This is a genomic window from Achromobacter sp. 1011791174 (genome assembly GCF_059760925.1).
In genome coordinates, this window is the sequence record NZ_JCBANH010000024.1 from 38761 (window position 1) to 60036 (window position 21276).

Sequence of the window (21276 nt, forward strand, 5' to 3'; positions counted from 1 at the left end):
ACGGACAGGACAGGGCTCTACGCCCGTCCGGTCCGTTTTTTCTTGCACGGCCGCAGGCGTCAGGGGAAATATTCCGCCGCCGCAAACGGCGGGGCCAGCTGGTCCTTGGCGGAAAGCTGAGGGTCCATGCCGGCGGGCCAGTCGATCGCCAGCCAGGGGTCGTTCCAGATGATGCAACGCTCGAGGTCGGGCGCGTAGTACTCCGTCGTCTTGTACAGGAATTCGGCGGACTCGCTCAAGACCAGGAAGCCGTGGGCGAAACCGGGCGGGATCCAGAGCTGGCGGCGATTCGCATCGCTGAGCTCGGTGCCGACCCATTGCCCGAAGCTGGGCGAACTCTTCCGGATATCGACCGCGACATCGAACACCGCGCCGCGCACCACGCGCACGAGCTTGCCCTGCGCCTTCGGCGCCAGCTGGTAGTGCAGGCCCCGCAGCACGCCTCGCGCGCTTTTGCTGTGGTTGTCCTGGACAAAGGTCGCGTCCAGCCGGGTCAGCTGCTGGAAGACATGCTGATTGAAGCTCTCCATGAAGAAGCCCCGGTCATCGCCGAAGACTCTGGGTTCGAACAGCACGATATCGGGGATGGCCAATCGGGTAGCTTGCATCAGTAGACCTTTTCCACCAGCAGGCGTTGCAGGTATTTGCCATAACCGTTCTTGGCCATGGGCGCGGCCAGGGCTTCGAGCTGCGCGGCGGAAATCCACTGTCGCCGATAGGCGATTTCCTCGGGACAGGCGACCTTCAGGCCCTGGCGGTTTTCCAGAGTGGAAATGAACTGGCTTGCCTCCAGCAGCGACTCGTGCGTGCCGGTATCCAGCCAGGCATAGCCGCGTCCCATGATTTCCACGGCAAGCTGGCCTTGTTCCAGGTAGGTGCGGTTGACGTCGGTGATTTCCAGTTCGCCGCGGGCGGACGGCCGGATCTGCCTGGCGATGTCCACGACCTGCTGATCGTAGAAATAGAGGCCGGTCACCACGTAGTTGGATTTGGGTTGCTTGGGCTTTTCTTCCAGCGACAGCACCTTGCCGTTCGCATCGAACTCGGCCACGCCATACCGTTCGGGATCGTTGACGTGGTAGGCGAATATGCTCGCGCCATGCTGGCGTTCGTTGGCGTCCTGGAGCAGGTACGTGAGATCGTGGCCGTAGAAAATATTGTCGCCCAGCACCAGCGCGCTGGGGGCATTGCCGATGAACGCATCGCCGATGAGAAAGGCCTGGGCCAGGCCGTCGGGCGAGGGCTGCACCGCGTATTGCAGGTTCAGTCCCCATTGCTCGCCGGATCCGAGCAGCTGCTGGAAACGCGGCGTGTCCTGGGGCGTGGAAATGACCAGGATGTCCTGGATGCCCGCGAGCATGAGCGTGCTGAGCGGGTAATCGATCATCGGCTTATCGAACACGGGCAGCAGCTGCTTGCTGATCGCCAGGGTGGCCGGGTGCAGCCGCGTGCCGGAACCGCCGGCCAGTATGATGCCTTTGCGCTTCATGCGGATTGCTCCAATGACGTGAGTTGATCCACGGTCCGGTCGACGTGCACCGTCCAGTCGGGCAGCTGCAGTTTGAGCGGGGCGCTCAGGCTGCGGGTATCAAGGCGGGAATTCCGGGGGCGCACGGCCGGCAGGGGGTAGTCCTGCGTCGCGATGGGGTGGATGGCGCCGGCGCTGGAGCGCAGCGCGACGCCTTGCCGCAGCGCCCGCGACACCACGTATCGCGCCAGCCCGTGCCAGGTCGTTTCGCCCTGCGCTGTCAGATGATGGATGCCGTGGGGCAGGGCGCCGCGCTGGCTGGCGGCGATGGCGTGCGCGGTGACATCGGCGATCAGTTCGGCCGATGTGGGCGCGCCATGTTGATCCGCCACGATATTCAGCGCATCGCGCTCCCGGGCCAGTCGCAGGATGGTCTTGATGAAGTTGCCGCCATGCGCCGAATGGACCCAGCTGGTGCGCAGGATCAGGGCGCGGCAGCCGCTGTCGAGGATGGCGCTTTCGCCGTCGCGCTTGGTGACGCCGTAGACGCTGAGCGGATTCGTCGCGTCGCCGGGCTGGTATGGCGTGTCTTGGGCGCCGTCAAAGACGTAGTCCGTCGAATAATGCACCAGCAGGATGCCGTGATCCCGTGCGTAGCGGGCCAGCACGCGGACGGCATCGGTGTTGATGGCGCGCGCCATGGCGGGTTCCGACTCGGCCTTGTCCACGGCCGTGTAGGCCGCGGCGTTCACGATCATATTGGGCGCTTGCGCTTCGAGCGCGGCGCTCAATTGCCCGGCATCCGCAAGGTCGGCCTCCTGCCTGCCCAGAGCCACGACCGTGCCCAATGGCAGCAGGGAGCGCCTCAGTTCATGGCCGATCTGTCCATTCTTGCCTAGGAGTAGGATTTTCATGGTGCTACCGGGTTCACGGGCATCTGTCGGGCGAGGGCGGCCGGGCCGCCTGGGCGCTAGGCCTGGTGGTGGGTCTGGACCCAGTCTCGGTACGCCCCGGAAACGATATTGGAAACCCAGGCCGGGTTCTGCAGGTACCAGATGACGGTCTTGCGCAATCCGGTCTCAAAGGTCTCGGCGGGCTGCCATCCCAGTTCGCGAGCCAGGCGCGAGGCATCGATCGCATAGCGCCGGTCGTGTCCCGGCCGATCCTTGACGAAGCTGATCTGCGTCCTGTAGCTCTGGCCGTCGCGGCGCGGGCGGAGTTCATCGAGCAATTCGCACAGGGCGTGCACAACGTCCAGATTGGCTTTTTCGTTGTTCCCGCCCACGTTGTAGGTCGCCCCGGGCTTGCCGTTCGCCAGCACCCGGCGTATCGCGCTGCAGTGGTCCTTGACGTAAAGCCAGTCGCGAATCTGCTGGCCGTCTCCGTATATGGGCAAGGGCTTGCCGGCCAGCGCATTGTGGATAACCAGGGGAATCAGTTTCTCGGGGAAATGATAGGGTCCGTAGTTATTCGAGCAGTTCGTCGTCAGGACCGGCAGCCCATAGGTATGGTGATAGGCCCGCACCAGATGGTCGCTCGCCGCCTTGCTCGCCGAGTAGGGGCTGTTGGGTTCGTAGCGGCTTGATTCCGTGAAGGCGGGCGCCGTGGCATCCAGCGATCCATAGACTTCGTCCGTGGACACGTGCAGAAACCGGAAATGACGCCTGGCGGGTTCGGGCAACGGATTCCAGTATTCGCGGACGGCTTCGAGCAGGTTGAAGGTGCCGACGACATTGGTCTGAATGAATGCGCCCGGCCCGTATATGGACCGGTCGACATGCGATTCGGCCGCGAAATTCAGGATCGCCCTGGGTCGATGTCGGGTCAGCAGGCTGGCCACCAGCGCGCTGTCGCCAATATCGCCGTGCACGAATAGGTGCCCAGGGTGGTTTTTCAACGAGGCCAGATTGGCGAGATTGCCTGCGTAGGTCAATTTGTCCAGCGTGATGACGGGCTCATCGCCTTGAGCCAGCCAATCCAGCACAAAATTCGAGCCAATAAAGCCGGCGCCGCCAGTAACAAGAATACTCATTGTCTTCAAGGGCCTCGGAAAGCACGCATTCCGAGCGGGCGTGCAGATGATTGATTATGCCGCAAAGCCCCGCGCCATCCGCGCTCAGCCTAGCCGGGAATGGCTGCTGCTCCAGAAGACATCGGTTTTGCCGGCCGCGACGTTCAGATGCCGCGCCAGCACGAACATCAGGTCCGACAGACGGTTCAAATATTGTCTTACCGGCGCATTGACGTTGTCGGTGCGCGCCAGCGCCACCACGGCCCGTTCCGCGCGCCGGCAGGTCGCGCGCGCCACATGCGCAAGCGCGGCGGTACGCGAGCCGCCCGGCAGGATGAACTCGCGCAAGGGCGGCAGCGCTGCGTTGTAGTGGGCCAGCCGGGCGTCCAGGCGGGCGATCTGTTCCTCTTTCAGCGCCGCATGGCCCGGTATGCACAGCTCCGCGCCCATGTCGAACAGATCATGCTGGATGGCCAGCAGGTCCGCGGCCACGTCCTCGGGCAGTGCTTCGGTCAGCAGCAGGCCAATGGCGCTGTTCAGTTCGTCCACGTCTCCCAGCGCCGCCACGCGGGGGGCGTCCTTGGCGCAGCGGGAACCGTCCCCCAGTCCGGTGGTGCCGTCGTCCCCGGTGCGGGTGGCGATGACGGATAGGCGGTTGGCCATGGCGGCTCCTGTAGTCGGTGACGAAGCGTTAGGGAATCGACGGCTTGGTAAGCCCGGGCCGGGTTCACCGGGGCGAGCCGCAAACAAACGTGGGAATTGTTGCGTAATCGGTGGGGAACTGTTGCGTTCGGGCGCTATCCTAGCATTGTGGAAAGCGCGTTCGCGGCTCCGGTCCGGCGCAGGCTTTCGTTGCTACAGGAGGATGAGTCCATGGCTTTCAACCGCAGATACGCCACCCCCATGGCGATCGCCACCGCGATGGCGGTCGTGTCCCTGGCCACGCCGCTGGCCTTTGCTCAGCAGGCCGACGCCAGCGGCGAGGTGCGCCGCGTCGATCCGGCCGCCGGCAAGGTGACCATCAAGCACGACGCCATCAAGGCGCTGGACCTGCCGGCCATGACGCTGGTGTACGAGGCCGATCCGGCGCTGCTGGCCAAGATCAAGGCCGGCGACAAGGTGAAGTTCACCGCCGAGCGCAAGGACGGCAAGTATGTGGTGACGGCGATCAGTAACTAAGGAGTGTAGCTACATGTTTTTCCATCATGTCGTCAGAGATGCTGGTAGCCCTCTTGTAGAGACTTGTAAATAATGCTTGCCGATACGCGTTCCTGGGGGTCTTGCGGGTAGGTCTGGTCTGTATGACTGAATGTACGAGTTTCGACTAGCTGAAAATGAGGGAAAGCTGTGAAAAGTCGATCGTACGGGTATTTGTACGAGGTCAGCCCTTCGAGATGTTTGTACGGCCGCATTGTGGGGACATCTGGGCGAAAGTCGGTGATGGCGATATGACCGCCATTTTTCAGACAGCGATCAGCTTCGGCTATGGTCTTCGTTAGCAATGTCCTGTCGACGAGATACAGGCAAAACCCAAAAACGATAAAGTCGAAGTATTCGGCAGGGAAAGCAAGTTCGTCAGCAGTACCAACGTTCAGGTGCAGATGGGAAAACTCGGTGCGTCCTTTCGCAATGGCATTGGCAGACGGATCGATTCCATATGCTTCCACACCAGTGCCTTGTGTAAGAAGAGATAAATTGACTCCCGAAGAGCTGCCAATTTCAAGAATTTTCTGGCCAGCTTTCAGATACGGGCGATATAACTGGTTGGCTGGTCCCAATTCGGATACGGAGGCCATTCGTTGATATGCATGCTCGTTTCGTTCAAAAAATCTGTCGCCTTCTCCGCCACGGGTGAAGGCATTTTTTTGACTGTCTATCAATTTTTCCTCGATTAAGCGTCATAGTGACAATTCACCGTGTCGTATAAATCTCTGGTGGTAATACAGGATGCATGGCAACTGGGCCATCATATGTGATGTTTTACCATGCGTGGCGACAGGGTGGCCATGGCGGGAACTTCCGTTCCCGTCCATGATTTAGCTACAGCACGTAGCGCGCCAGATCCTGGCTGCTGGCCGCTTCGGCCAGTTGCGCGTTGACGTAGGCGGCGTCGATCTTCACCGTCTTGTCGCTGGTGGAGGTGGCATCGAACGACAGCTCGTCCAGCAGCTTCTCCATCACCGTGTACAGGCGGCGGGCGCCGATGTTCTCGGTGGTTTCGTTGACGTCGTAGGCCAGCTCGGCCAGGCGGCGCACGCCTTCCTCGGTGAACTCCAGCTCCAGGCCCTCGGTGGCCATCAGCGCGGTGTACTGCTTGGTCAGCGAGGCGTCGGTGGACGACAGGATGCGCACGAAATCCTCGGCCGACAGCGAATCCAGTTCGACGCGGATCGGGAAGCGGCCCTGCAGCTCGGGGATCAGGTCGGACGGGCGCGACAGGTGGAAGGCGCCCGAGGCGATGAACAGGATGTGGTCGGTGCGGACCATGCCGTAGCGGGTGTTCACCGTGGTGCCTTCGACCAGCGGCAGCAGGTCGCGCTGCACGCCCTGGCGCGACACGTCGGCGCCGCCGGTTTCCTGGCGGGCGGCGATCTTGTCGATCTCGTCCAGGAAGACGATGCCGTTCTGTTCGACATTGTTGATGGCGGCGGTGCGCAGGTCTTCCTCGTTGATGCGCTTGGCCGCTTCTTCGTCGACGATCAGCTTGAAGGCGTCGCGCACCTTCATCTTCTTGGGCTTGGTCTTGTCGCGGGCCAGGCCGGCGAACATGCCGCGCAGCTGCTCGGCCATTTCTTCCATGCCGGGAGGCGTCATCACGTCCATCTGCGGCGCGGCCTGGGCCACTTCGATCTCGATTTCCAGGTCGTCGATCTTGCCTTCGCGCAGGCGCTTGCGGAAAGTCTGGCGGGCGCTGTTGTCCTCGCCGCGCTCGGGCTCGCCCGACACGCCGCGGGCCGGCGGCACCAGCGCGTCCAGTATGCGGTCTTCGGCGGCGTCCTCGGCCTGGGTGCGCACGCGGCGCATTTCCAGCTCGCGGGTCTGCTTGATCGAGTATTCGGTCAGGTCGCGGATGATGGTGTCGACGTCGCGGCCGACGTAGCCCACTTCCGTGAACTTGGTGGCCTCGATCTTGATGAAGGGCGCGTTGGCCAGCTTGGCCAGGCGGCGCGCGATCTCGGTCTTGCCCACGCCGGTGGGGCCGATCATCAGGATGTTCTTGGGGTGAATCTCGTGGCGCAGTGGCTCGGCCACCTGCTGGCGGCGCCAGCGGTTGCGCAGCGCGACGGCGACGGCGCGCTTGGCGCGGTCCTGGCCGACGATGTATTTGTCGAGTTCGGAGACGATTTCTCCGGGCGTCATGTTGGATGCGGACATGAGAGCGGGTCCTTCGGGCTAGGCGGGGCTGGGGGCGGCGCGGCGCTGTGAGCGCGCCGCGCGGCGTGCGTCATTCGCCCAGCGTTTCGATGACGTGGTTCTGGTTGGTGTAGATGCACAGGTCGCCGGCGATTTCCAGCGACTGCTTGACGACGGCCTCGGGTGACAGCTCGGTGTTGCGCAGCAGCGCCAGCGCCGCCGACTGGGCATAGGCGCCGCCCGAGCCGATGGCCGCCAGGCCGTGCTCGGGCTCGAGCACGTCGCCGTTGCCGGTCAGCACCAGCGTGTGCTCGGCGTCGGCCACGATCAGCATGGCTTCCAGGCGGCGCAGCACGCGGTCGGTGCGCCAGTCGCGGGTGAGTTCGACCGCCGCGCGCATCAGGTTGCCCTGGTGCTTCTCGAGCTTGGCCTCGAAGCGCTCCTGCAGCGTGAACGCGTCGGCGGTGGCGCCGGCGAAGCCGGCCAGGATCTTGTCGTGGTACAGGCGGCGGATCTTGCGCGCCGTGCCCTTGATGACGATGTTGCCCAGGGTGACCTGGCCATCGCCGCCCAGTGCGACGCAGTTGCCGCGACGCACGCACACGATGGTGGTGGCGTGAAATTGTTCCATGCGTTCCTTCCTTTGAAAGGACTAGCTGGGGGCGGGCCGGAAAAATTCAAGGCGCGGCGGCCTGGAATCGGACAAAGACCGGGCGGCACAAGGCGCGCCATCGACCCGGAGCCGCCGCATGGCCATCTTCGTTCCGGAAAAAGAAAAAGGCCATGCTGGAAACCAGCATAGCCTTTCAGCACGACGGACGGATTACGGAACGTATCTGCAAAACCACCCTGTCACCCCCCAGCCACTCCCGCCGCATGAAGCCGATGCCACTTCATCGGGGCCGCACGGAGCCGGCTTTGCCGGTCCGTAGCGGTGCCCCTGGGGGAAGCGCGTAAGCGCTTCGGGGGGGCAAGCTCAATCGCCGTAGAGTTTTTGACGCATTTCGCGGCGTTCCTGCGCTTCCAGCGACAGGGTGGCCGTGGGGCGGGCCAGCAGGCGGGGGATGCCGATGGGTTCGCCGGTTTCCTCACACCAGCCGTATTCGCCGCTGTCGATGCGGGCGATGGACTGTTGCACCTTCTTGAGCAGCTTGCGCTCGCGATCGCGCGTGCGCAGTTCCAGCGCGTGTTCTTCCTCGATCGTGGCGCGGTCGGCAGGGTCCGGCACGAACTGGGTTTCCCGCAGGTGCTCGGTGGTCTCGCCGGCGTTGGCCAGGATGTCCTGTTCGAGTTGTTTGAGCCGTTCCTTGAAGAACGCCAGCTGGCGCTCGTTCATATAGTCGGACTCGGGCATGGCCAGCAATTCTTTTTCGCTGGGCAGATCAATCGCCGTATCGCTCGTCGACTTGCTTGATTTCTTGGTTGCTGCCTTGGTAGCCATGTAAACACTCCACTATGAATCGATCCTGGCGCGGGATCCCTTCCCGGTTCGTGCTGCCTTTTGCCTACGCTATTCGTACCTCACAGTACTGCCTTCGTCGCATCGCGTCACGTATCCAGGACGGGGGTTTACCCCGCCAGGCACTGCTCCAAGCCCCGGGTGAAAATTTCCTGGGGCAGCTTGCGTCCGATGAAGACCATCTTGGTCGACGGTTTTTCGGCCGCGGTCCACGGCTTGCCGGGTTCGGCGCCCATCATCATGTGCACGCCCTGGAACAACATGCGGCGGTTGATGCCCTTCATGTACAGGATGCCCTTGTAGCGCAGCAGGTCGGGACCATAGACCTGCACCACGCCGCCCAGGAATTCTTCCAGGCGGGCCGGATCGAACGGCTTGTTCGAGCGGAACACGAAGGCGCCGATCTCGTCGTCGTGCTGGTGGTGATGATGGTGATGGGCATGATTGCAATGCGCCCCGCACTCGCCGTCGTGCTCATGATCGTCGTGATCGTGGCCATGGCCATGATCGTGGCCGTGGTCATGCCCGTGAGCATGGTTATGGGCGGCGTCGGGGTGCTCATCGGCCAGGAAGTCCGGGTCGATGTCGAGAATGGAATTCAGGTTGAAGCCGCTGATGTCGATGATGGACTTCAGGTCCACTTCGCCGAAGTTGACCGGCGTGATCGGCGCGCGCGGGTTCATGTGCACCAGGCGGTTGCGCAGCGCTTCGTAGTCGGCTTCGTTGACCAGGTCGCGCTTGGAGATCAGGATGCGGTCGGCGAAGCCGACCTGCTTCTGCGCTTCGGACTGTTCGTCCAGCGTGACCATGCCGTGCTTGGCGTCGACCACCGTCACCACCGCGTCCAGGCGGTAGTACTCGGCGATGTCGTCGTCCATGAAGAAGGTCTGGCACACCGGGCCGGGGTTGGCCATGCCGGTGGTTTCCAGGATGACGCGCTCGAAGTTCAGCTCGCCGGCCTGGCGCTTGGCGCGCAGGTCGGACAGCGTGCGCATCAGGTCGCCGCGGACCGTGCAGCAGACGCAGCCGTTGGACAGCTCGATGATTTCCTCGTCGCGATCCTGCACCAGCAGGTCGTTGTCGATGCTTTCCGGTCCGAATTCGTTTTCGATGACCGCGACGCGGCGGCCATGGAATTCGGTCAGGATGCGCTTGAGCAGGGTGGTCTTGCCCGCACCGAGAAAGCCGGTGAGGATGGTGACGGGAACCATTTTGTCCAAACTGCGCGGGGTGTTCATGGCGAAGCTGCTTGCGTGAAGTTAAACAGACAGGGACTGGGCGGGCGGCCCAGCGGCGCCGCCTGCGGCGACCGCCAAGTGGGCGTGCCGGTGGATGTGAGCCGATCTTTCGCGGATTGCCGGCACTGTGACTGCCAGGACGCGGTGCGTCTCCTGGCCCGCCAGGGCCGCCAAGCCGGCGCTGCGATCGGTGCAGCCACCTGCCGGATGTCGTTCTGCCACGGGCTGCGAAGGCCGCCAATGGCGACCGGACGCAGGATTACAGCACAGTCGGGGGCGGGGGGCAAACCCCCGGAATAACCCGGGGCCGGAGCCCGGCCAGATCGGGGCTGTACGCCGTCAAGTATCGGGCGATACCACTATTTGGGGGCGGTTTGCCCGGTTTCAAGAGTAGGGGAGGCCATGGGAAGGTTCACCCCCGAAGCGCCTGCGGCACTTCCCCCCAAGGGGCGCCGCTGCGGACCGGCGGAGCCGGCTCCGCGCGGCCGCGTTTGGGGGAAGCCTGTGCGATGCACGCGGCGGCTATTGGGGTGGACGCAGATTGCAAAATAAAAGGGGCGGATTGTCCGCCCCTGTCGCTGCCCTTGCCGGACGGTGCTCAGTGCCGGTGGTTGTGGTGGCCGGCGTCGGCGGGCTGCTTCTGCTGGCACTGCGGGCAGAGCGCGCGGATCTCGGTTTCGTGGGTGGCCAGCGTGAAGCCGGTCTGGGCCACGCGTTCTGCCAACTGGCGGCTCATGGCGGGATCGGACAGCTCGGCCACCGCCCCGCAGCCGGTACAGACCACCAGCAGATCATGCGGCGCGCCGCCGGCGTCGTGGCAGGCGCTCCAGGCATTGACGGCGTCCAGGCGGTGGACCAGGCCCTCGTCCATCAGGAAATCCAGCGCCCGATAGACGGTCGGAGGCGCCGCGCCGGGGTGCACTTCGCGCATGGCGTCCAGCAATTCGTAGGCCTTCAGGCTGCGGCCGTGGCGCAGCAGCAGTTCCAGCACCTTGCGGCGGATGGGCGTGAGGCGGCGTCCGCGCTGTTCGCACAGCGCCTCGGCGACGCTGAGCTGGGCGCCTACGGTGTCACTGCGGGGAGAGCGGGGCGTAGCGGGCATGGCGGGCGATATCTATCAAGGGGTGAAGCACGCGCGCCGCGCGCGCGATGGCTGGAAGGTAGCAGAAAACCTCCAGATGCGGGCGGGTCCGGGAAAATCCAAGTCGATTGGTTATGATATAACATAATAGAAATTGGTCTGAACTCAGCTTCTCCCGGCTTCGCCGCCCGCCGCCTTTTCCTGTTTTTCGCCGTATGTCCCACTTCACGCTTCTGCCGCCGAGGCCGGGCGCCACGCCCTCGCGGCGTCTTGTCCGCTCCGCTTTCCTGGCTTCCGCATGGCGCCGCATGGCCGGCGCGGCGTTGGCCGCTGGCGGCCTGTGGGCGCTGACCAGCTGGGCGCTGGGTTGGTGGGGCGCATGAGCGCCGCGCTGCCGCCCGGGTCCGCCGCGGGTTGCGCCGCCGCCGGTGCTGTCATCGAACTCGACCAGATCTCCTTCGGCTGGCACGGGCATCCGGTGCTGCGCTCCGTCTCCGGCAGCTTCGCCGCCGGCGGCATGACCGCGGTGGTCGGTCCGAACGGCGCCGGCAAGTCCACGCTGATCAAAGGCATCATGGGCGTGTTGCCCCCGATGGCCGGCACCCTGAGAATCGGCAGCCTGGATGCCTTGTCCGGCGGCCAGATGCAGCGCGCGCTGTTCGCGCGCATGCTGGTGCAGGACGCACCGGTGCTGCTGCTGGACGAGCCCTTTGCAGCCGTGGACAGCCATACCGCCGATCAGCTCATGGCGCTGCTCTGCGGCCTGCACCAGCAGGGCCGCACCGTGATCGCCGTGCTGCACGACCTGGACGTCGTGCGTGGCCATTTTCCGCAATGCCTGCTGCTGTCCGGATCCGTTGTGGCCTGGGGCCGCACGGAAGAGACCTTGAGCGAGGCGCATCTGCGCGCCGCGCGCGAGCGGCAAGGCGGGAGCCTGGCATGACGCTGGCCGGTTGGATCGTTTCGCCGTTCCTGGACTACGGCTTCATGCGGCGCGCCCTGGCCGGCGCCTGCGCATTGTCGCTGGGCGCCGCGCCGTTGGGCGTGTTCCTGGTGCTGCGGCGCATGAGCCTGATGGGCGACGCCATGTCGCATGCCATTCTGCCGGGCGTGGCGGCGGGCTTTCTGCTGTCGGGGCTGTCGCTCTGGGCCATGATGCTGGGCGGCATTCTGACCGGCCTGGCGGTGGCGCTGCTGTCGGGCCTGGTGGCGCGGCTCACGCCGCTGCGCGAGGACGCCAGCTTCGCCGCCTTCTATCTGATCTCGCTGGGCCTGGGCGTGCTGCTGGTGTCGCTGCGCGGCTCCAACATGGACCTCCTGCACGTGCTGTTCGGCACCGTGCTGGGGCTGGATGACGATGCCCTGCTGCTGGTCACGGGCACGGCCAGCGTCACGCTGCTGGCGGTGGCCGCCATCTACCGCCTGCTGGTGGCTGAATGCCTGGACCCGGGATTCCTGCGCGCCAGCGGCGGCGCGGGCGGCTGGGTGCACATGGGCTTCCTGGTGCTGGTGGTGGTGAACCTGGTGGCGGGCTTCCAGGTGCTGGGCACGCTGATGGTGGTGGGGATGATGATGCTGCCCGCCGCGTCGGCCCGCTTCTGGGCGCTGTCCGCCGCGCGCCAGATTCCGCTGGCGGCCGGGCTGGGGCTGTTCTCGTCCGTGGCCGGCCTGCTGGTTTCCTATCACTTCAATGTGCCCGCCTCGCCCGCCATCATCCTGGTCGCGGGCGGCTGTTACCTCCTTTCCATCGTCGGCGGCCCGCGAGGCGGGCTGCTGCGGGCGCGCCGTCTTGCCGGCCGCGCCTGATTCTTCCGGAGATCCGCCATGAACGATTTCATCTCCGCGCCGCGCCGGCGCGCCCTGCTGGCCGCCGCCGGCCTGTGCCTGTCCGCCGCCCTGACGCCGGCCTACGCGGCCGAACCGCTGAAGGTGGTGGCCAGCTTTTCCATCCTGGGCGACATCGTGCGCGAGGTCGGCGGAAAGGATGTGAGCGTGAGCACGCTGGTCGGTCCCGATGGAGACGCCCACGAATACGAGCCCACGCCCGCGGATGCCAGGAAGCTGGCTGGCGCGCAGCTGCTGGTCGTCAATGGCCTGGACTTCGAGGCCTGGCTGCCGCGGCTGGAAAAGGCCTCGGGCTTCGCCGGCAGGAAGGTGGTGGCGTCCGAAGGCGTGACGCCGCGCAAGTTCGCCGGCGGCGGGCATGATCATGACCACGACCACGACCACGACCACGACCATGGCAAAGGCGATGCCGATGGCGACAAGGGCGGGCACCATCATCACCACGGCGACGCCGATCCGCACGCGTGGCAGAACCTGGCCAACGGCGCGCGCTACGCGCGCAATGTGGCCGAGGGCCTGGCGGCGGCGGATCCCGCCCATGCCGACGCCTATCGCCAGCGCGCGCTCGCCTACGGCGCGCGCATCGAGAAGCTGGACGCCGCGATCCGCCAGACCTTCGCCGCGATTCCCGCCGAGCGCCGCAAGGTCGTCACCTCGCACGACGCATTCGGCTATTTCGGCGACGCCTACGGCGTGACGTTCATCGCCGTGGCCGGCGTGTCCACCGCCGCCGAGCCGTCGGCCGCCGACGTGGCGCGCATCATCGAACAGGTCAAGCGCGAGCGCGTGCCGGCCGTGTTCGTCGAGAACATCACCAGCCCCCGACTGGTGCAGCAGATCGCGCGCGAAACCGGCGCGAAGGTGGGTGGTACGCTCTATTCCGATGCCCTGTCCAAGCCTGGACAGCCCGGCGCCACCTACCTGGAAATGTTTGAATGGAACGCACGCCAACTCGCCGCGGCCTTGCAGCCCTGAGCGTCGCCGCCGGCCTGCTGGCGGCTTCGGCCGCCAGCGCGCATCCCCACATGTGGATCGACGCGCGCGCGGTGATCGACCTGGACGCGGACAAGCGCATCACCGCCGTGCGGCAGGTCTGGCGATTCGACGAGATGTTCGGCGCCTACGCCACGCAGGGCCTGAAGCGAGGCAAGGACGGCTCGCTGTCCGCCGACACGCGCGCCGGCATGGCGCGCGACTGGATGAAGGCGCTGGGCGAGCCGATTTCGCATTACTTCACGCGCGTGTCCGTGGACGGCAAGAGCGCGGCATTCGCCGCGCCGCGTGATGCGCGCGTGGACTGGGACGCGAAGGCCGGCCGTCTGTCGCTGGCCTTCACGCTGCCGCTGGCCGAGCCCATGGCGCTGGGCGCGGACGGCGCGCAGATCGACATCTATGACCCGACCTATTTCGTCGCCTACGCATTCGACGAAAAGGACGCGGTCTCGCTGGGCGGGCCGCAGGCCGCGGCCTGCAACCGGGCCTACCGCAAGCCCAAGGAACTGGATTGGAAGACCATGCAGCAGTTGGCCGCGATTCCGGCCGACCCGGACGCGCTGCCGGAAGAACTGTTCGCCATCACCAAGGGCCTGACGCACCGCATCGAGGTCCGTTGCCCGTGATGCGGCCGGCCGGCACGTTGCGCGCCTGGTCTCCGATCCTGGCGCTCGCGCTGGCGGCGCTGCTGGCGTGGGCGGGGCCGGCCTGGTCCCAGTCCGCGCATCCTTTCGGCGTGCCCGAGAGCGGCGGCATGGCCGGCCCGGGCTGGCTGGCGGGCTTCTTCGGCCAGGTCTCGGTCTGGCAGACGCACTTTTACCGTCAGCTGACCGGCGCGGTGCGGGCCTGGCAGGCCGAGGGCGGCGCGGCCTGGGCGCTGGCGGGCCTGTCCTTCGCCTACGGCGTCTTCCACGCCTTGGGGCCGGGGCATGGCAAGGCCGTGATTTCCTCGTATGTGCTGGCCAACCGGCAGACCGCGCGCAACGGCGCGTTGCTGGCGTTGTTGTCGTCATTGATCCAGGCGCTGGTGGCGATCGCGCTGGTCGCCGTGCTGGCGCTGGTTTTCGATGCCACGGCGGCCGTCATGAATCAGGCGACGCGCTGGCTGGAGCTGGCCTCGTATGCGCTGGTGACCTTGCTGGGTGTCTGGCTGGTCTGGCTCAAGGCGCTGAGGCCATTGCTTCGGCGGAGGGCCGATGCGCGGCGCACGGCGCCGCCTGCCGTTCAGGCGCCGGCCGCATCCCCGCCCAAGGGTGCTGCGGCGCTGCGGGCAATCGCCGTGCGCGTGTCGGCGCCGGGCGGACAGGGCCATGCAACGACGCATCATCACGAGCATGATCACGTCCATCACGAGGACTGCGGTTGCGGCCACGCCCATGCGCCGGCGGCGGAGCAGGTCGCCGGGCCGATGAACTGGCGGCGCGCCGTGTCGGCCATCCTGGCGGTCGGGCTGCGGCCCTGCAGCGGCGCGCTGATTGTGCTGGTCTTTTCGCTATCGCAGGGATTCTTCGCCGCCGGCATCGCATCGGCCCTCGCGATGGGCCTGGGAACGGGGCTGACGGTCGCCGGGCTGGCCTGCCTGGCGGTGGCCGCCGGCGGCGCGGCCAACCGGCTGGGCGCGCGCCTGTCCAGCGCCGGCGCGGCGCGGCTGCGCTACGGCGTCGAGGCCTTGGCGGCCCTGGCGGTGCTGTTGCTGGGCATTCTGCTGCTGGGCGGGATGCTGGCCGGCGGCGGTTGAGGCGTCCGCGAACGGACGCCGTCAGGACTTGCGGCCGGCGCGCGGATGCGCCTGATCGTAGGCCTTGGCCAGATGCTGGAAGTCCAGGCGCGTGTAGACCTGGGTGGTGGAGATGTTGGCGTGGCCCAGCATTTCCTGCACGGCGCGCAGGTCCTGGGCCGATTGCAGCACGTGGCTGGCGAAGCTGTGCCGCAGCACGTGCGGATGCACATGCGTGGGCAGGCCGGCCTCGCGCGCCACGCGCGCCAGCTGCAGCTGCACCACGCGCGGCGAGATGCGGCGGCCGCGCGCGCCCAGGAACAGGGCGGCGGCATCCTCGGGCGCGGCGCTGAAGGGCATCAGCTGCGGCCGCGCCGCGATCCACTTGCGCAGGGCCGCCAATGCGGCCTGGCCCACGGGCACCGAACGGCGCTTGCCGCCCTTGCCCAGCACCACGACCTCCGCTTCGTCCAGGTTGAGCCAGCCGCGCGACTCGTATTGCGCGGAGCGTTCATAGCGCAGGTCCAGGCCGACCAGTTCGGACAGCCGCAGGCCGCTGGAATAGAACAGTTCGAACATGGCCTGGTCGCGCAGGGCGGCCGGTTCGTTGGCGACCTGGGCGGGCGCGCGGTCCAGCAGTGCCTGGGTCTGGTCCACCGACAGCGCCTTGGGCAGGGCGCGCGGGGCCTTGGGCGCGCGCACGCCGGCCACCGGATTGCCGGCCATGTCCATCGCTGGCGCCCACCATTTGTAGAAGCCGCGCCAGGCGGCCAGCGTGCGGGCCAGGCTGCGCGGGCCGCGGCCCTGCGCGTGCAATCGCGCCACGAACTGGCGGATATGGCCGTTGGCCAGCTTGTCCAGCGGCTGGCCGGCCTTGCCGGCCAGTTCGTGCAGGAAATGCAGTTCGCGGCGGTAGCCGGCCAGCGTGTGCGGCGAGTAGCGGCGGTTGGCTTCCAGGTGCCGCAGCCAGTCCTGCATGGGACCGGGCAGCGGTTCGGACGGGGCGTCGGCAGTGTCGGCTTGCGTCATGGCGTCATCCGTCGCGTCCGCCGGGGCGGCGCTAGGCCTTGGGCGCGGCCGGTTCCAGGCGGTGCAGGGCCGCCGAGGCCAGCTGGCCGATGGATTCCAGGAAGGTGGTGCCCATGTCCGGGCTGAAGCGTTCGGCGTCGTCCGAACCCAGCACCAGGAGGCCCACGCTGGGGCCTTCGGCCTCCAGGCGCAGCGGCACCAGGGCCAGCGACTTGGGCTTGGCGTCCAGCCAGGCCACGGCCTCGAAGCCGGTGTCGGTGCCGCAGTACGGCGCCTTCAGGCTGTCGGCGAAGGCGCGCAGGTCGGCGCTTACCGGTTCGCCGTAGCCATTGTCGGGTTGCCCGGACAGGTTCCACAGGCGCAGCGCGACATGGTTCAGGTCGAACTGTTCGGCCAGGCCCAGCGCGATCTCGCCCGGCACGCGCTGCGGCTCGGATTCCGACAGCAGCCGGCAGCACCACTTGGCGATGTGCGCGCCGATGCTCTCGCTGGCGCTGGCGTTGCGCACCAGCTCGTTCATGCGCCATTCCAGCTCGCGGTTGCGCTCGCGCAGCGTCATGATCTGGCGCTCGCCCAGCGAAATGGCGCGCGAGCCGTGCGGGTGCGGCACTTGCAGCGTGGCGAAGACCTCGGCGTGCTCGTCGAAGAAGCCGGGATGTTCCTGCAGGAAGGCGGCGATGTCGTGGGCGGTGAATGCGGTATCGGTCATGGGGTCAGCGGTTCAGCGCCATGGAAAAGACGAGCTTGTCGATGTCGATCTGCCCGGAAAATACGGATTCGGCCGGGCCGGTCATGCGCAGTTGCGCACCGTCCCAGGCCACGGTGAGCACGCCGCCGCGCGCCTGGACGCGCACCGGCGAATCGAGCAGGCCGCGGCGGATGCCGGCGGCCACTGCCGCGCAGGCGCCCGTGCCACAGGCCAGCGTCTCGCCGGCGCCGCGTTCATGGACGCGCAGGCGGATGTTGTTGCGGTCCACGACCTGCATGAAACCGGCGTTGACCCGGCGCGGAAAGCGCGCGTGCGTCTCGACCAGCGGGCCGATCACGCCGACGGGGAAGGCGTCCACGTCGTCCACCACCTGCACCGCGTGCGGGTTGGAAATGGCCACCGCCGATACCTCGACCGAGCGGGGCAGGCCGGCGGGGGCGTCCAGTTCCAGCGCCCAGAGCGTGTCCTGGCCTTGCTGGCGCGAAGCCAGGCCGGCAGTGTCGAAGGGCAGGGCGGACGGCTCGAAGCGTGTGCTGCCCATGTCTACGGTGACCTGCTCGTCGTCGCCTTCGTCCAGCACCAGGATGCCGGTGGAGATCTCGGCGCGCAGCGGGTTCTTGTCGGACAGGCCCTGTTCATGCACGAAGCGCACGAAGCAGCGGGCGCCGTTGCCGCAATGCTCGACCTCGCTGCCGTCGGCATTGAAAATGCGATAGCGGAAATCGGCGTCCGGCCGGGTGGCGCGCTCGACCAGCAGGATCTGGTCGGCGCCGACGCCGAAATGCCGGTCGCCCAGCGCGCGGGCGCGCTCGGGCGTCATCTCGATGGTCTGGCGCACGCCGTCCAGGACGACGAAGTCGTTGCCCGCGCCATGCATTTTGGTGAAGTTCCAGTTCATGGCGGGATTATCGCCCATTCCCGGGGGCGCGGGCAGGCGGGCGGCCTCAGTAGATCTTGGGCTCGCCGGGCGGACGGGTCTTGAAGCGGCGGTGCACCCAGTAATACTGGCTGGGGCAGCGGCGCACCCAGGTTTCCAGTTCGCGGTTCAGGCGCGCGGTGGCTTCTTCCAGGGTGTCCTCGCCGGGGAAGTTCTCCAGCGGCGGCAGCACCTCGGCATGATACTTGCCGGTCTCGGGATTCCAGAAGTCCAGCACCGGCAGCACGGCGGCGTCCCACTTCTTGGCCAGCTGGGCCGTGGCCAGCAGCGTGGCGGCCTGCACGCCGAAGAAGGGCACGAACACCGCGCCCTGGCGGCCGAAGTCCATGTCGGGCAGGTAATAGACCGGGCGCGGCGCGCGCAGATGGCGCACCAGGTCGCGCACGCCGTCCTTGCGGCTGACCAGGAAGACCTCGTTGAAGCGGGCGCGGCCGGCGGCGACCAGCGCGTCGATGTGCGGGTCGCTCTGCGGCGTGTACATGGTGGCGGCGCTGGGCACCTCCATGGTCAGGCGCGTGGCGGCGGCGTCCAGGCCGATGAAGTGCGGCGCCAGCAGGATGACGGAACGGCCCTGCGCGGTCAGGTCGTTGATGCGTTCGGATCCGCTTTCGGTGACCAGCTCGCGCACCGCCTCGGGCGTGCCATACCAGAGCACGCCTCGGTCCACGATCGACTGCGCCAGCGCGCGGAAATGCTCGGCGACCCAGCGCTCGCGCACCGCTTCGGGCTGGTCCGGAAAGCACAGCTCAAGATTCTTGCGCACGATGCGCACGCGCGACTTCGCCAGCTTCAGGGCCAGCCAGCCGAGCGCCGCGCCGACGCGCAGCCGGGTGGACGGCCGCATGCGGCCGAACCATTTCATCAGGGTAACGAGCGTGCGTGTTTTCTTGGGATTGCTCATGGCGGAAGAATGAATTGCCGGGACGGCGGAGCGGCGTTCGGGCTCAGCCGGCGGTCGGGGCCGCGTCGGCCTGCGGGGCCGGCGGCGCGCCGCGCGGCGTCTTGTAGCGGTTGTAGCTCCACAGATATTGCTCGGGGCAGCGCCGGATCAGCGTTTCCATGGCGGCGTTCAGCAGCGCGGCCTGGGCTTCGGGCTCGGCCGGCAGCGGCTCGGGCACGCGCACATAGTGGATGCGCCAGCCACGGCCGCCCGGCAGGCGCTCGCCCGCGGTCAGGATGATGGGCACGCCCGTCTGCGTGGCCAGCTTGCCCGGCAGCGTCATGGTGTAGGCCATGCGTCCGAAGAAGGGCGCCCAGACGCCGTCGCCCACGCCGGGCGCCTGGTCGGGCAGCATGCCCACCGATTCGCCACGGCGCAGCGCGCGCACGAATTCCCGCACTCCCTGCATGGTCGCGGGCACGGCGTTGACCGCCGAACTGTTGCGGGCCGTTTCGAGCAGCGGCGCCAGGATGTCCTTGCGCGGCGGACGGAACATCACGGTCATGGGCATCAGCCGCGCCAGGTAGCGGGCGGTGATCTCGAAACAGCCCAGGTGCGGCGTCAGGAACAGGATGCCGCGGTTCTCGGCGCGCGCGGCCGCCACCACCTCGTTGTCGTCCGACACCACCTGGGCCAGGCTCTGCTCATTGCGGAACCATACCCGGGGCATTTCCAGGATCATGGCGCCGGCCTGGGCCGCGGCCCGCCGGGCGAAGGCCGGATCGGGGTAGCCCGCCTGGGCGGCATTGGCCTGCAGCCGGCGCCGGTACTTGCCCGGGCAGGCATAGACCAGCCGTCCGGCCAGGCGGCCGAGCGCATGCGCGGCCGGCAGGGGCAGGGAGGCGAACAGGCGGAACAGGGCGAGAAGCATGCGGCAAAGGGTCAAAGTCGGGCATGGTCGTGCCGGTGCTCGGGAAACAGGGGCAGGTCCCGGGCAAGCATAAGGATGGCATTTTCGCTTAAAATCAGCAGGTCGCCGAGTTAACCGACAACTTGCGGGGCGACGACAGGGGGCTGGCGCGATGCGCGGTCCCTGTCGAATCCGCTAAAGCGTCGCGCCCAGAAAGCACTAAGTCATGCAGTCCGGGGTGCTACGCGCCTTGTGAACCAACGCCTGCGTCAAGCGGGCAGCAAAGGACGCATCTGTGGCCAACAACGATTTTCTCTTCACTTCCGAATCCGTCTCCGAAGGGCACCCCGACAAGGTAGCCGACCAGATCTCCGATTCGATCCTGGACGCCATCTTCACGCAGGACCCCAACGCCCGCGTGGCGGCCGAGACGCTGTGCAACACCGGCCTGGTCGTGCTGGCCGGTGAGATCACCACCACCGCCAACGTCGACTACATCCAGGTCGCGCGCGACACGATCCGCCGCATCGGCTACGACAACACCGAGTACGGCATCGACTACAAGGGTTGCGCGGTGCTGGTCGCCTACGACAAGCAGTCGCCCGACATCGCCCAGGGCGTGGACCGCAGCTCCGAGGACTACCTGAACCAGGGCGCCGGCGACCAGGGCCTGATGTTCGGCTACGCCTGCGACGAAACCCCTGACCTGATGCCCGCGCCGATCTGGTACTCGCACCGCCTGGTGCAGCGCCAGAGCGAGCTGCGCAAGGACGGCCGCCTGCCGTGGCTGCGCCCGGACGCCAAGTCGCAAGTGACCTTCCGCTACGTCAACGGCCGTCCGGTGGAAGTCGACACCGTGGTGCTGTCGACCCAGCACGCGCCCGAGATCTCGCAAGCCGCGATCCGTGAAGCCGTCATCGAAGACATCATCAAGCCCAGCTTCCCCGAAGGCCTGATCACGCCCCAGACCAAGTTCCTGGTCAACCCGACCGGCCGCTTCGTCATCGGCGGCCCGCAAGGCGATTGCGGCCTGACCGGCCGCAAGATCATCGTCGACACCTACGGCGGCGCGTGCCCGCACGGCGGCGGCGCGTTCTCGGGCAAGGATCCGTCCAAGGTCGACCGCTCGGCCGCCTACGCGGCCCGCTACGTGGCCAAGAACATCGTGGCCGCCGGCCTGGCGCGCCAGTGCCAGGTGCAGGTCAGCTACGCCATCGGCGTGGCCGAGCCCATCAACATCACCGTCTACACCGAAGGCACCGGCGTCATCCCCGACGACCAGATCGCCAAGCTGGTGCGCGACCACTTCGACCTGCGTCCGAAGGGCATCGTCAACATGCTGGACCTGCTGCGCCCGATCTACACCAAGACCGCTGCCTACGGCCACTTCGGCCGTTCCGAGCCGGAATTCTCGTGGGAAGCCACGGACAAGGTGCAGGAACTGAAGAAGGCGGTTTAAGCGCTGATTGCTTGCATCGGACAGCGCGGCTGTCCGGTAAAACCCCGACATCGGTAACGGTGTCGGGGTTTTTTGTTGGTCGAGATCTTTTGTCGTTTGTGTGGAATGGGACTCTCCGCTCGCGATCCATGCAGAGCATGCCCAGCCCGTAGTGATGGAAATCAAGCCATCGGCATCCGTTCGGCG

23 protein-coding genes are annotated in these 21276 nt (G+C 66.8%); 7 read left to right on the top strand and 16 right to left on the bottom strand.

Annotated elements, in window-relative coordinates:
* Positions 1-59 precede the first annotated feature (59 nt).
* From rfbC to AC6LJ5_RS11255, 5 genes are all read right to left on the bottom strand, one after another.
* Entirely contained in the window at positions 60-608 is a 549-nt protein-coding gene (gene rfbC, locus AC6LJ5_RS11235; RefSeq protein WP_498140501.1) for a dTDP-4-dehydrorhamnose 3,5-epimerase, read from the bottom strand.
* Positions 608-1489 (bottom strand): glucose-1-phosphate thymidylyltransferase RfbA, encoded by an 882-nt coding sequence (gene rfbA, locus AC6LJ5_RS11240; protein ID WP_498140502.1) that lies wholly within the window; start codon positions 1487-1489, stop codon positions 608-610. Before rfbA ends, rfbC begins: the two co-directional genes overlap by 1 nt.
* The gene (rfbD, locus tag AC6LJ5_RS11245; RefSeq protein WP_498140503.1) at positions 1486-2382 is read right to left on the bottom strand and encodes a dTDP-4-dehydrorhamnose reductase; all 897 of its coding nucleotides are present in this window, start codon (positions 2380-2382) and stop codon (positions 1486-1488) included. The genes rfbA and rfbD overlap by 4 nt, the downstream gene beginning before the upstream one ends.
* 56 nt (positions 2383-2438) lie before the next feature.
* Complete coding sequence (gene rfbB, locus AC6LJ5_RS11250; RefSeq protein ID WP_498140504.1) at positions 2439-3500, bottom strand: dTDP-glucose 4,6-dehydratase; 1062 nt, start codon at positions 3498-3500, stop codon at positions 2439-2441.
* An 84-nt stretch (positions 3501-3584) separates the two neighbouring features.
* A complete protein-coding gene (locus AC6LJ5_RS11255) occupies positions 3585-4142 on the bottom strand; it encodes a cob(I)yrinic acid a,c-diamide adenosyltransferase (protein WP_498140505.1) in 558 nt (185 codons plus the stop codon).
* Positions 4143-4352: 210 nt separating this feature from the next.
* On the opposite strand from AC6LJ5_RS11255, the gene AC6LJ5_RS11260 reads away from it, so the two are divergent.
* The gene (locus AC6LJ5_RS11260; RefSeq protein WP_103271605.1) at positions 4353-4658 is read left to right on the top strand and encodes a copper-binding protein; all 306 of its coding nucleotides are present in this window, start codon (positions 4353-4355) and stop codon (positions 4656-4658) included.
* Positions 4659-4690: 32 nt separating this feature from the next.
* Here the strand turns inward: AC6LJ5_RS11260 and AC6LJ5_RS11265 are convergent, their stop codons facing one another.
* The 6 genes from AC6LJ5_RS11265 to AC6LJ5_RS11290 all read right to left on the bottom strand — a co-directional run bounded on the left by AC6LJ5_RS11265 (position 4691) and on the right by AC6LJ5_RS11290 (position 10632).
* Positions 4691-5359: a class I SAM-dependent methyltransferase gene (locus AC6LJ5_RS11265; protein WP_498140506.1), complete on the bottom strand. Its 669-nt coding sequence runs from the start codon at positions 5357-5359 to the stop codon at positions 4691-4693.
* A 160-nt stretch (positions 5360-5519) separates the two neighbouring features.
* Positions 5520-6854 carry an ATP-dependent protease ATPase subunit HslU gene (gene hslU, locus AC6LJ5_RS11270; RefSeq protein WP_103271604.1) on the bottom strand — a complete coding sequence of 445 codons (1335 nt, stop codon included), beginning with the start codon at positions 6852-6854 and terminating at the stop codon, positions 5520-5522.
* Between the two features lie 70 nt (positions 6855-6924).
* Positions 6925-7464 (bottom strand): ATP-dependent protease subunit HslV, encoded by a 540-nt coding sequence (gene hslV / locus AC6LJ5_RS11275; protein WP_498140507.1) that lies wholly within the window; start codon positions 7462-7464, stop codon positions 6925-6927.
* A 345-nt stretch (positions 7465-7809) separates the two neighbouring features.
* Positions 7810-8274 (bottom strand): RNA polymerase-binding protein DksA, encoded by a 465-nt coding sequence (dksA, locus tag AC6LJ5_RS11280; protein ID WP_006389752.1) that lies wholly within the window; start codon positions 8272-8274, stop codon positions 7810-7812.
* Between the two features lie 128 nt (positions 8275-8402).
* Complete coding sequence (locus tag AC6LJ5_RS11285) at positions 8403-9530, bottom strand: CobW family GTP-binding protein (protein WP_103271602.1); 1128 nt, start codon at positions 9528-9530, stop codon at positions 8403-8405.
* Between the two features lie 598 nt (positions 9531-10128).
* Positions 10129-10632, bottom strand: coding sequence for a Fur family transcriptional regulator (locus AC6LJ5_RS11290; RefSeq protein ID WP_103271601.1), 504 nt, complete (start codon positions 10630-10632; stop codon positions 10129-10131).
* Between the two features lie 358 nt (positions 10633-10990).
* On the opposite strand from AC6LJ5_RS11290, the gene AC6LJ5_RS11295 reads away from it, so the two are divergent.
* The 5 genes from AC6LJ5_RS11295 to AC6LJ5_RS11315 are packed head-to-tail and all read left to right on the top strand — an operon-like array spanning position 10991 to position 15187.
* Positions 10991-11554 carry a metal ABC transporter ATP-binding protein gene (locus tag AC6LJ5_RS11295; protein ID WP_498140508.1) on the top strand — a complete coding sequence of 188 codons (564 nt, stop codon included), beginning with the start codon at positions 10991-10993 and terminating at the stop codon, positions 11552-11554.
* Complete coding sequence (locus AC6LJ5_RS11300) at positions 11551-12417, top strand: metal ABC transporter permease (RefSeq protein ID WP_103271599.1); 867 nt, start codon at positions 11551-11553, stop codon at positions 12415-12417. The genes AC6LJ5_RS11295 and AC6LJ5_RS11300 overlap by 4 nt, the downstream gene beginning before the upstream one ends.
* A gap of 18 nt (positions 12418-12435) precedes the next feature.
* The gene (locus AC6LJ5_RS11305; protein ID WP_498140509.1) at positions 12436-13431 is read left to right on the top strand and encodes a metal ABC transporter solute-binding protein, Zn/Mn family; all 996 of its coding nucleotides are present in this window, start codon (positions 12436-12438) and stop codon (positions 13429-13431) included.
* Entirely contained in the window at positions 13392-14075 is a 684-nt protein-coding gene (locus tag AC6LJ5_RS11310) for a DUF1007 family protein (protein WP_498140510.1), read from the top strand. Before AC6LJ5_RS11305 ends, AC6LJ5_RS11310 begins: the two co-directional genes overlap by 40 nt.
* Entirely contained in the window at positions 14075-15187 is a 1113-nt protein-coding gene (locus tag AC6LJ5_RS11315) for a nickel/cobalt transporter (protein ID WP_498140520.1), read from the top strand. Before AC6LJ5_RS11310 ends, AC6LJ5_RS11315 begins: the two co-directional genes overlap by 1 nt.
* A gap of 21 nt (positions 15188-15208) precedes the next feature.
* Here the strand turns inward: AC6LJ5_RS11315 and xerC are convergent, their stop codons facing one another.
* From xerC to AC6LJ5_RS11340, 5 genes are read right to left on the bottom strand one after another with little or no spacing between them, the layout of a single operon-like run.
* On the bottom strand, positions 15209-16195 hold the full coding sequence (gene xerC / locus AC6LJ5_RS11320; RefSeq protein ID WP_103271595.1) for a tyrosine recombinase XerC: 987 nt from the start codon (positions 16193-16195) through the stop codon (positions 15209-15211).
* A gap of 31 nt (positions 16196-16226) precedes the next feature.
* Positions 16227-16904: a DUF484 family protein gene (locus AC6LJ5_RS11325; RefSeq protein WP_498140511.1), complete on the bottom strand. Its 678-nt coding sequence runs from the start codon at positions 16902-16904 to the stop codon at positions 16227-16229.
* Positions 16905-16908: 4 nt separating this feature from the next.
* The gene (dapF, locus tag AC6LJ5_RS11330) at positions 16909-17820 is read right to left on the bottom strand and encodes a diaminopimelate epimerase (protein ID WP_392412453.1); all 912 of its coding nucleotides are present in this window, start codon (positions 17818-17820) and stop codon (positions 16909-16911) included.
* A 28-nt stretch (positions 17821-17848) separates the two neighbouring features.
* The gene (locus tag AC6LJ5_RS11335; RefSeq protein WP_498140512.1) at positions 17849-18742 is read right to left on the bottom strand and encodes a lysophospholipid acyltransferase family protein; all 894 of its coding nucleotides are present in this window, start codon (positions 18740-18742) and stop codon (positions 17849-17851) included.
* 43 nt (positions 18743-18785) lie between these two features.
* Complete coding sequence (locus AC6LJ5_RS11340) at positions 18786-19652, bottom strand: lysophospholipid acyltransferase family protein (RefSeq protein WP_392412449.1); 867 nt, start codon at positions 19650-19652, stop codon at positions 18786-18788.
* Between the two features lie 274 nt (positions 19653-19926).
* Between AC6LJ5_RS11340 and metK the strand changes: the two genes are divergently transcribed.
* Positions 19927-21090: a methionine adenosyltransferase gene (metK, locus tag AC6LJ5_RS11345; RefSeq protein ID WP_498140513.1), complete on the top strand. Its 1164-nt coding sequence runs from the start codon at positions 19927-19929 to the stop codon at positions 21088-21090.
* Positions 21091-21276: the final 186 nt, after the last annotated feature.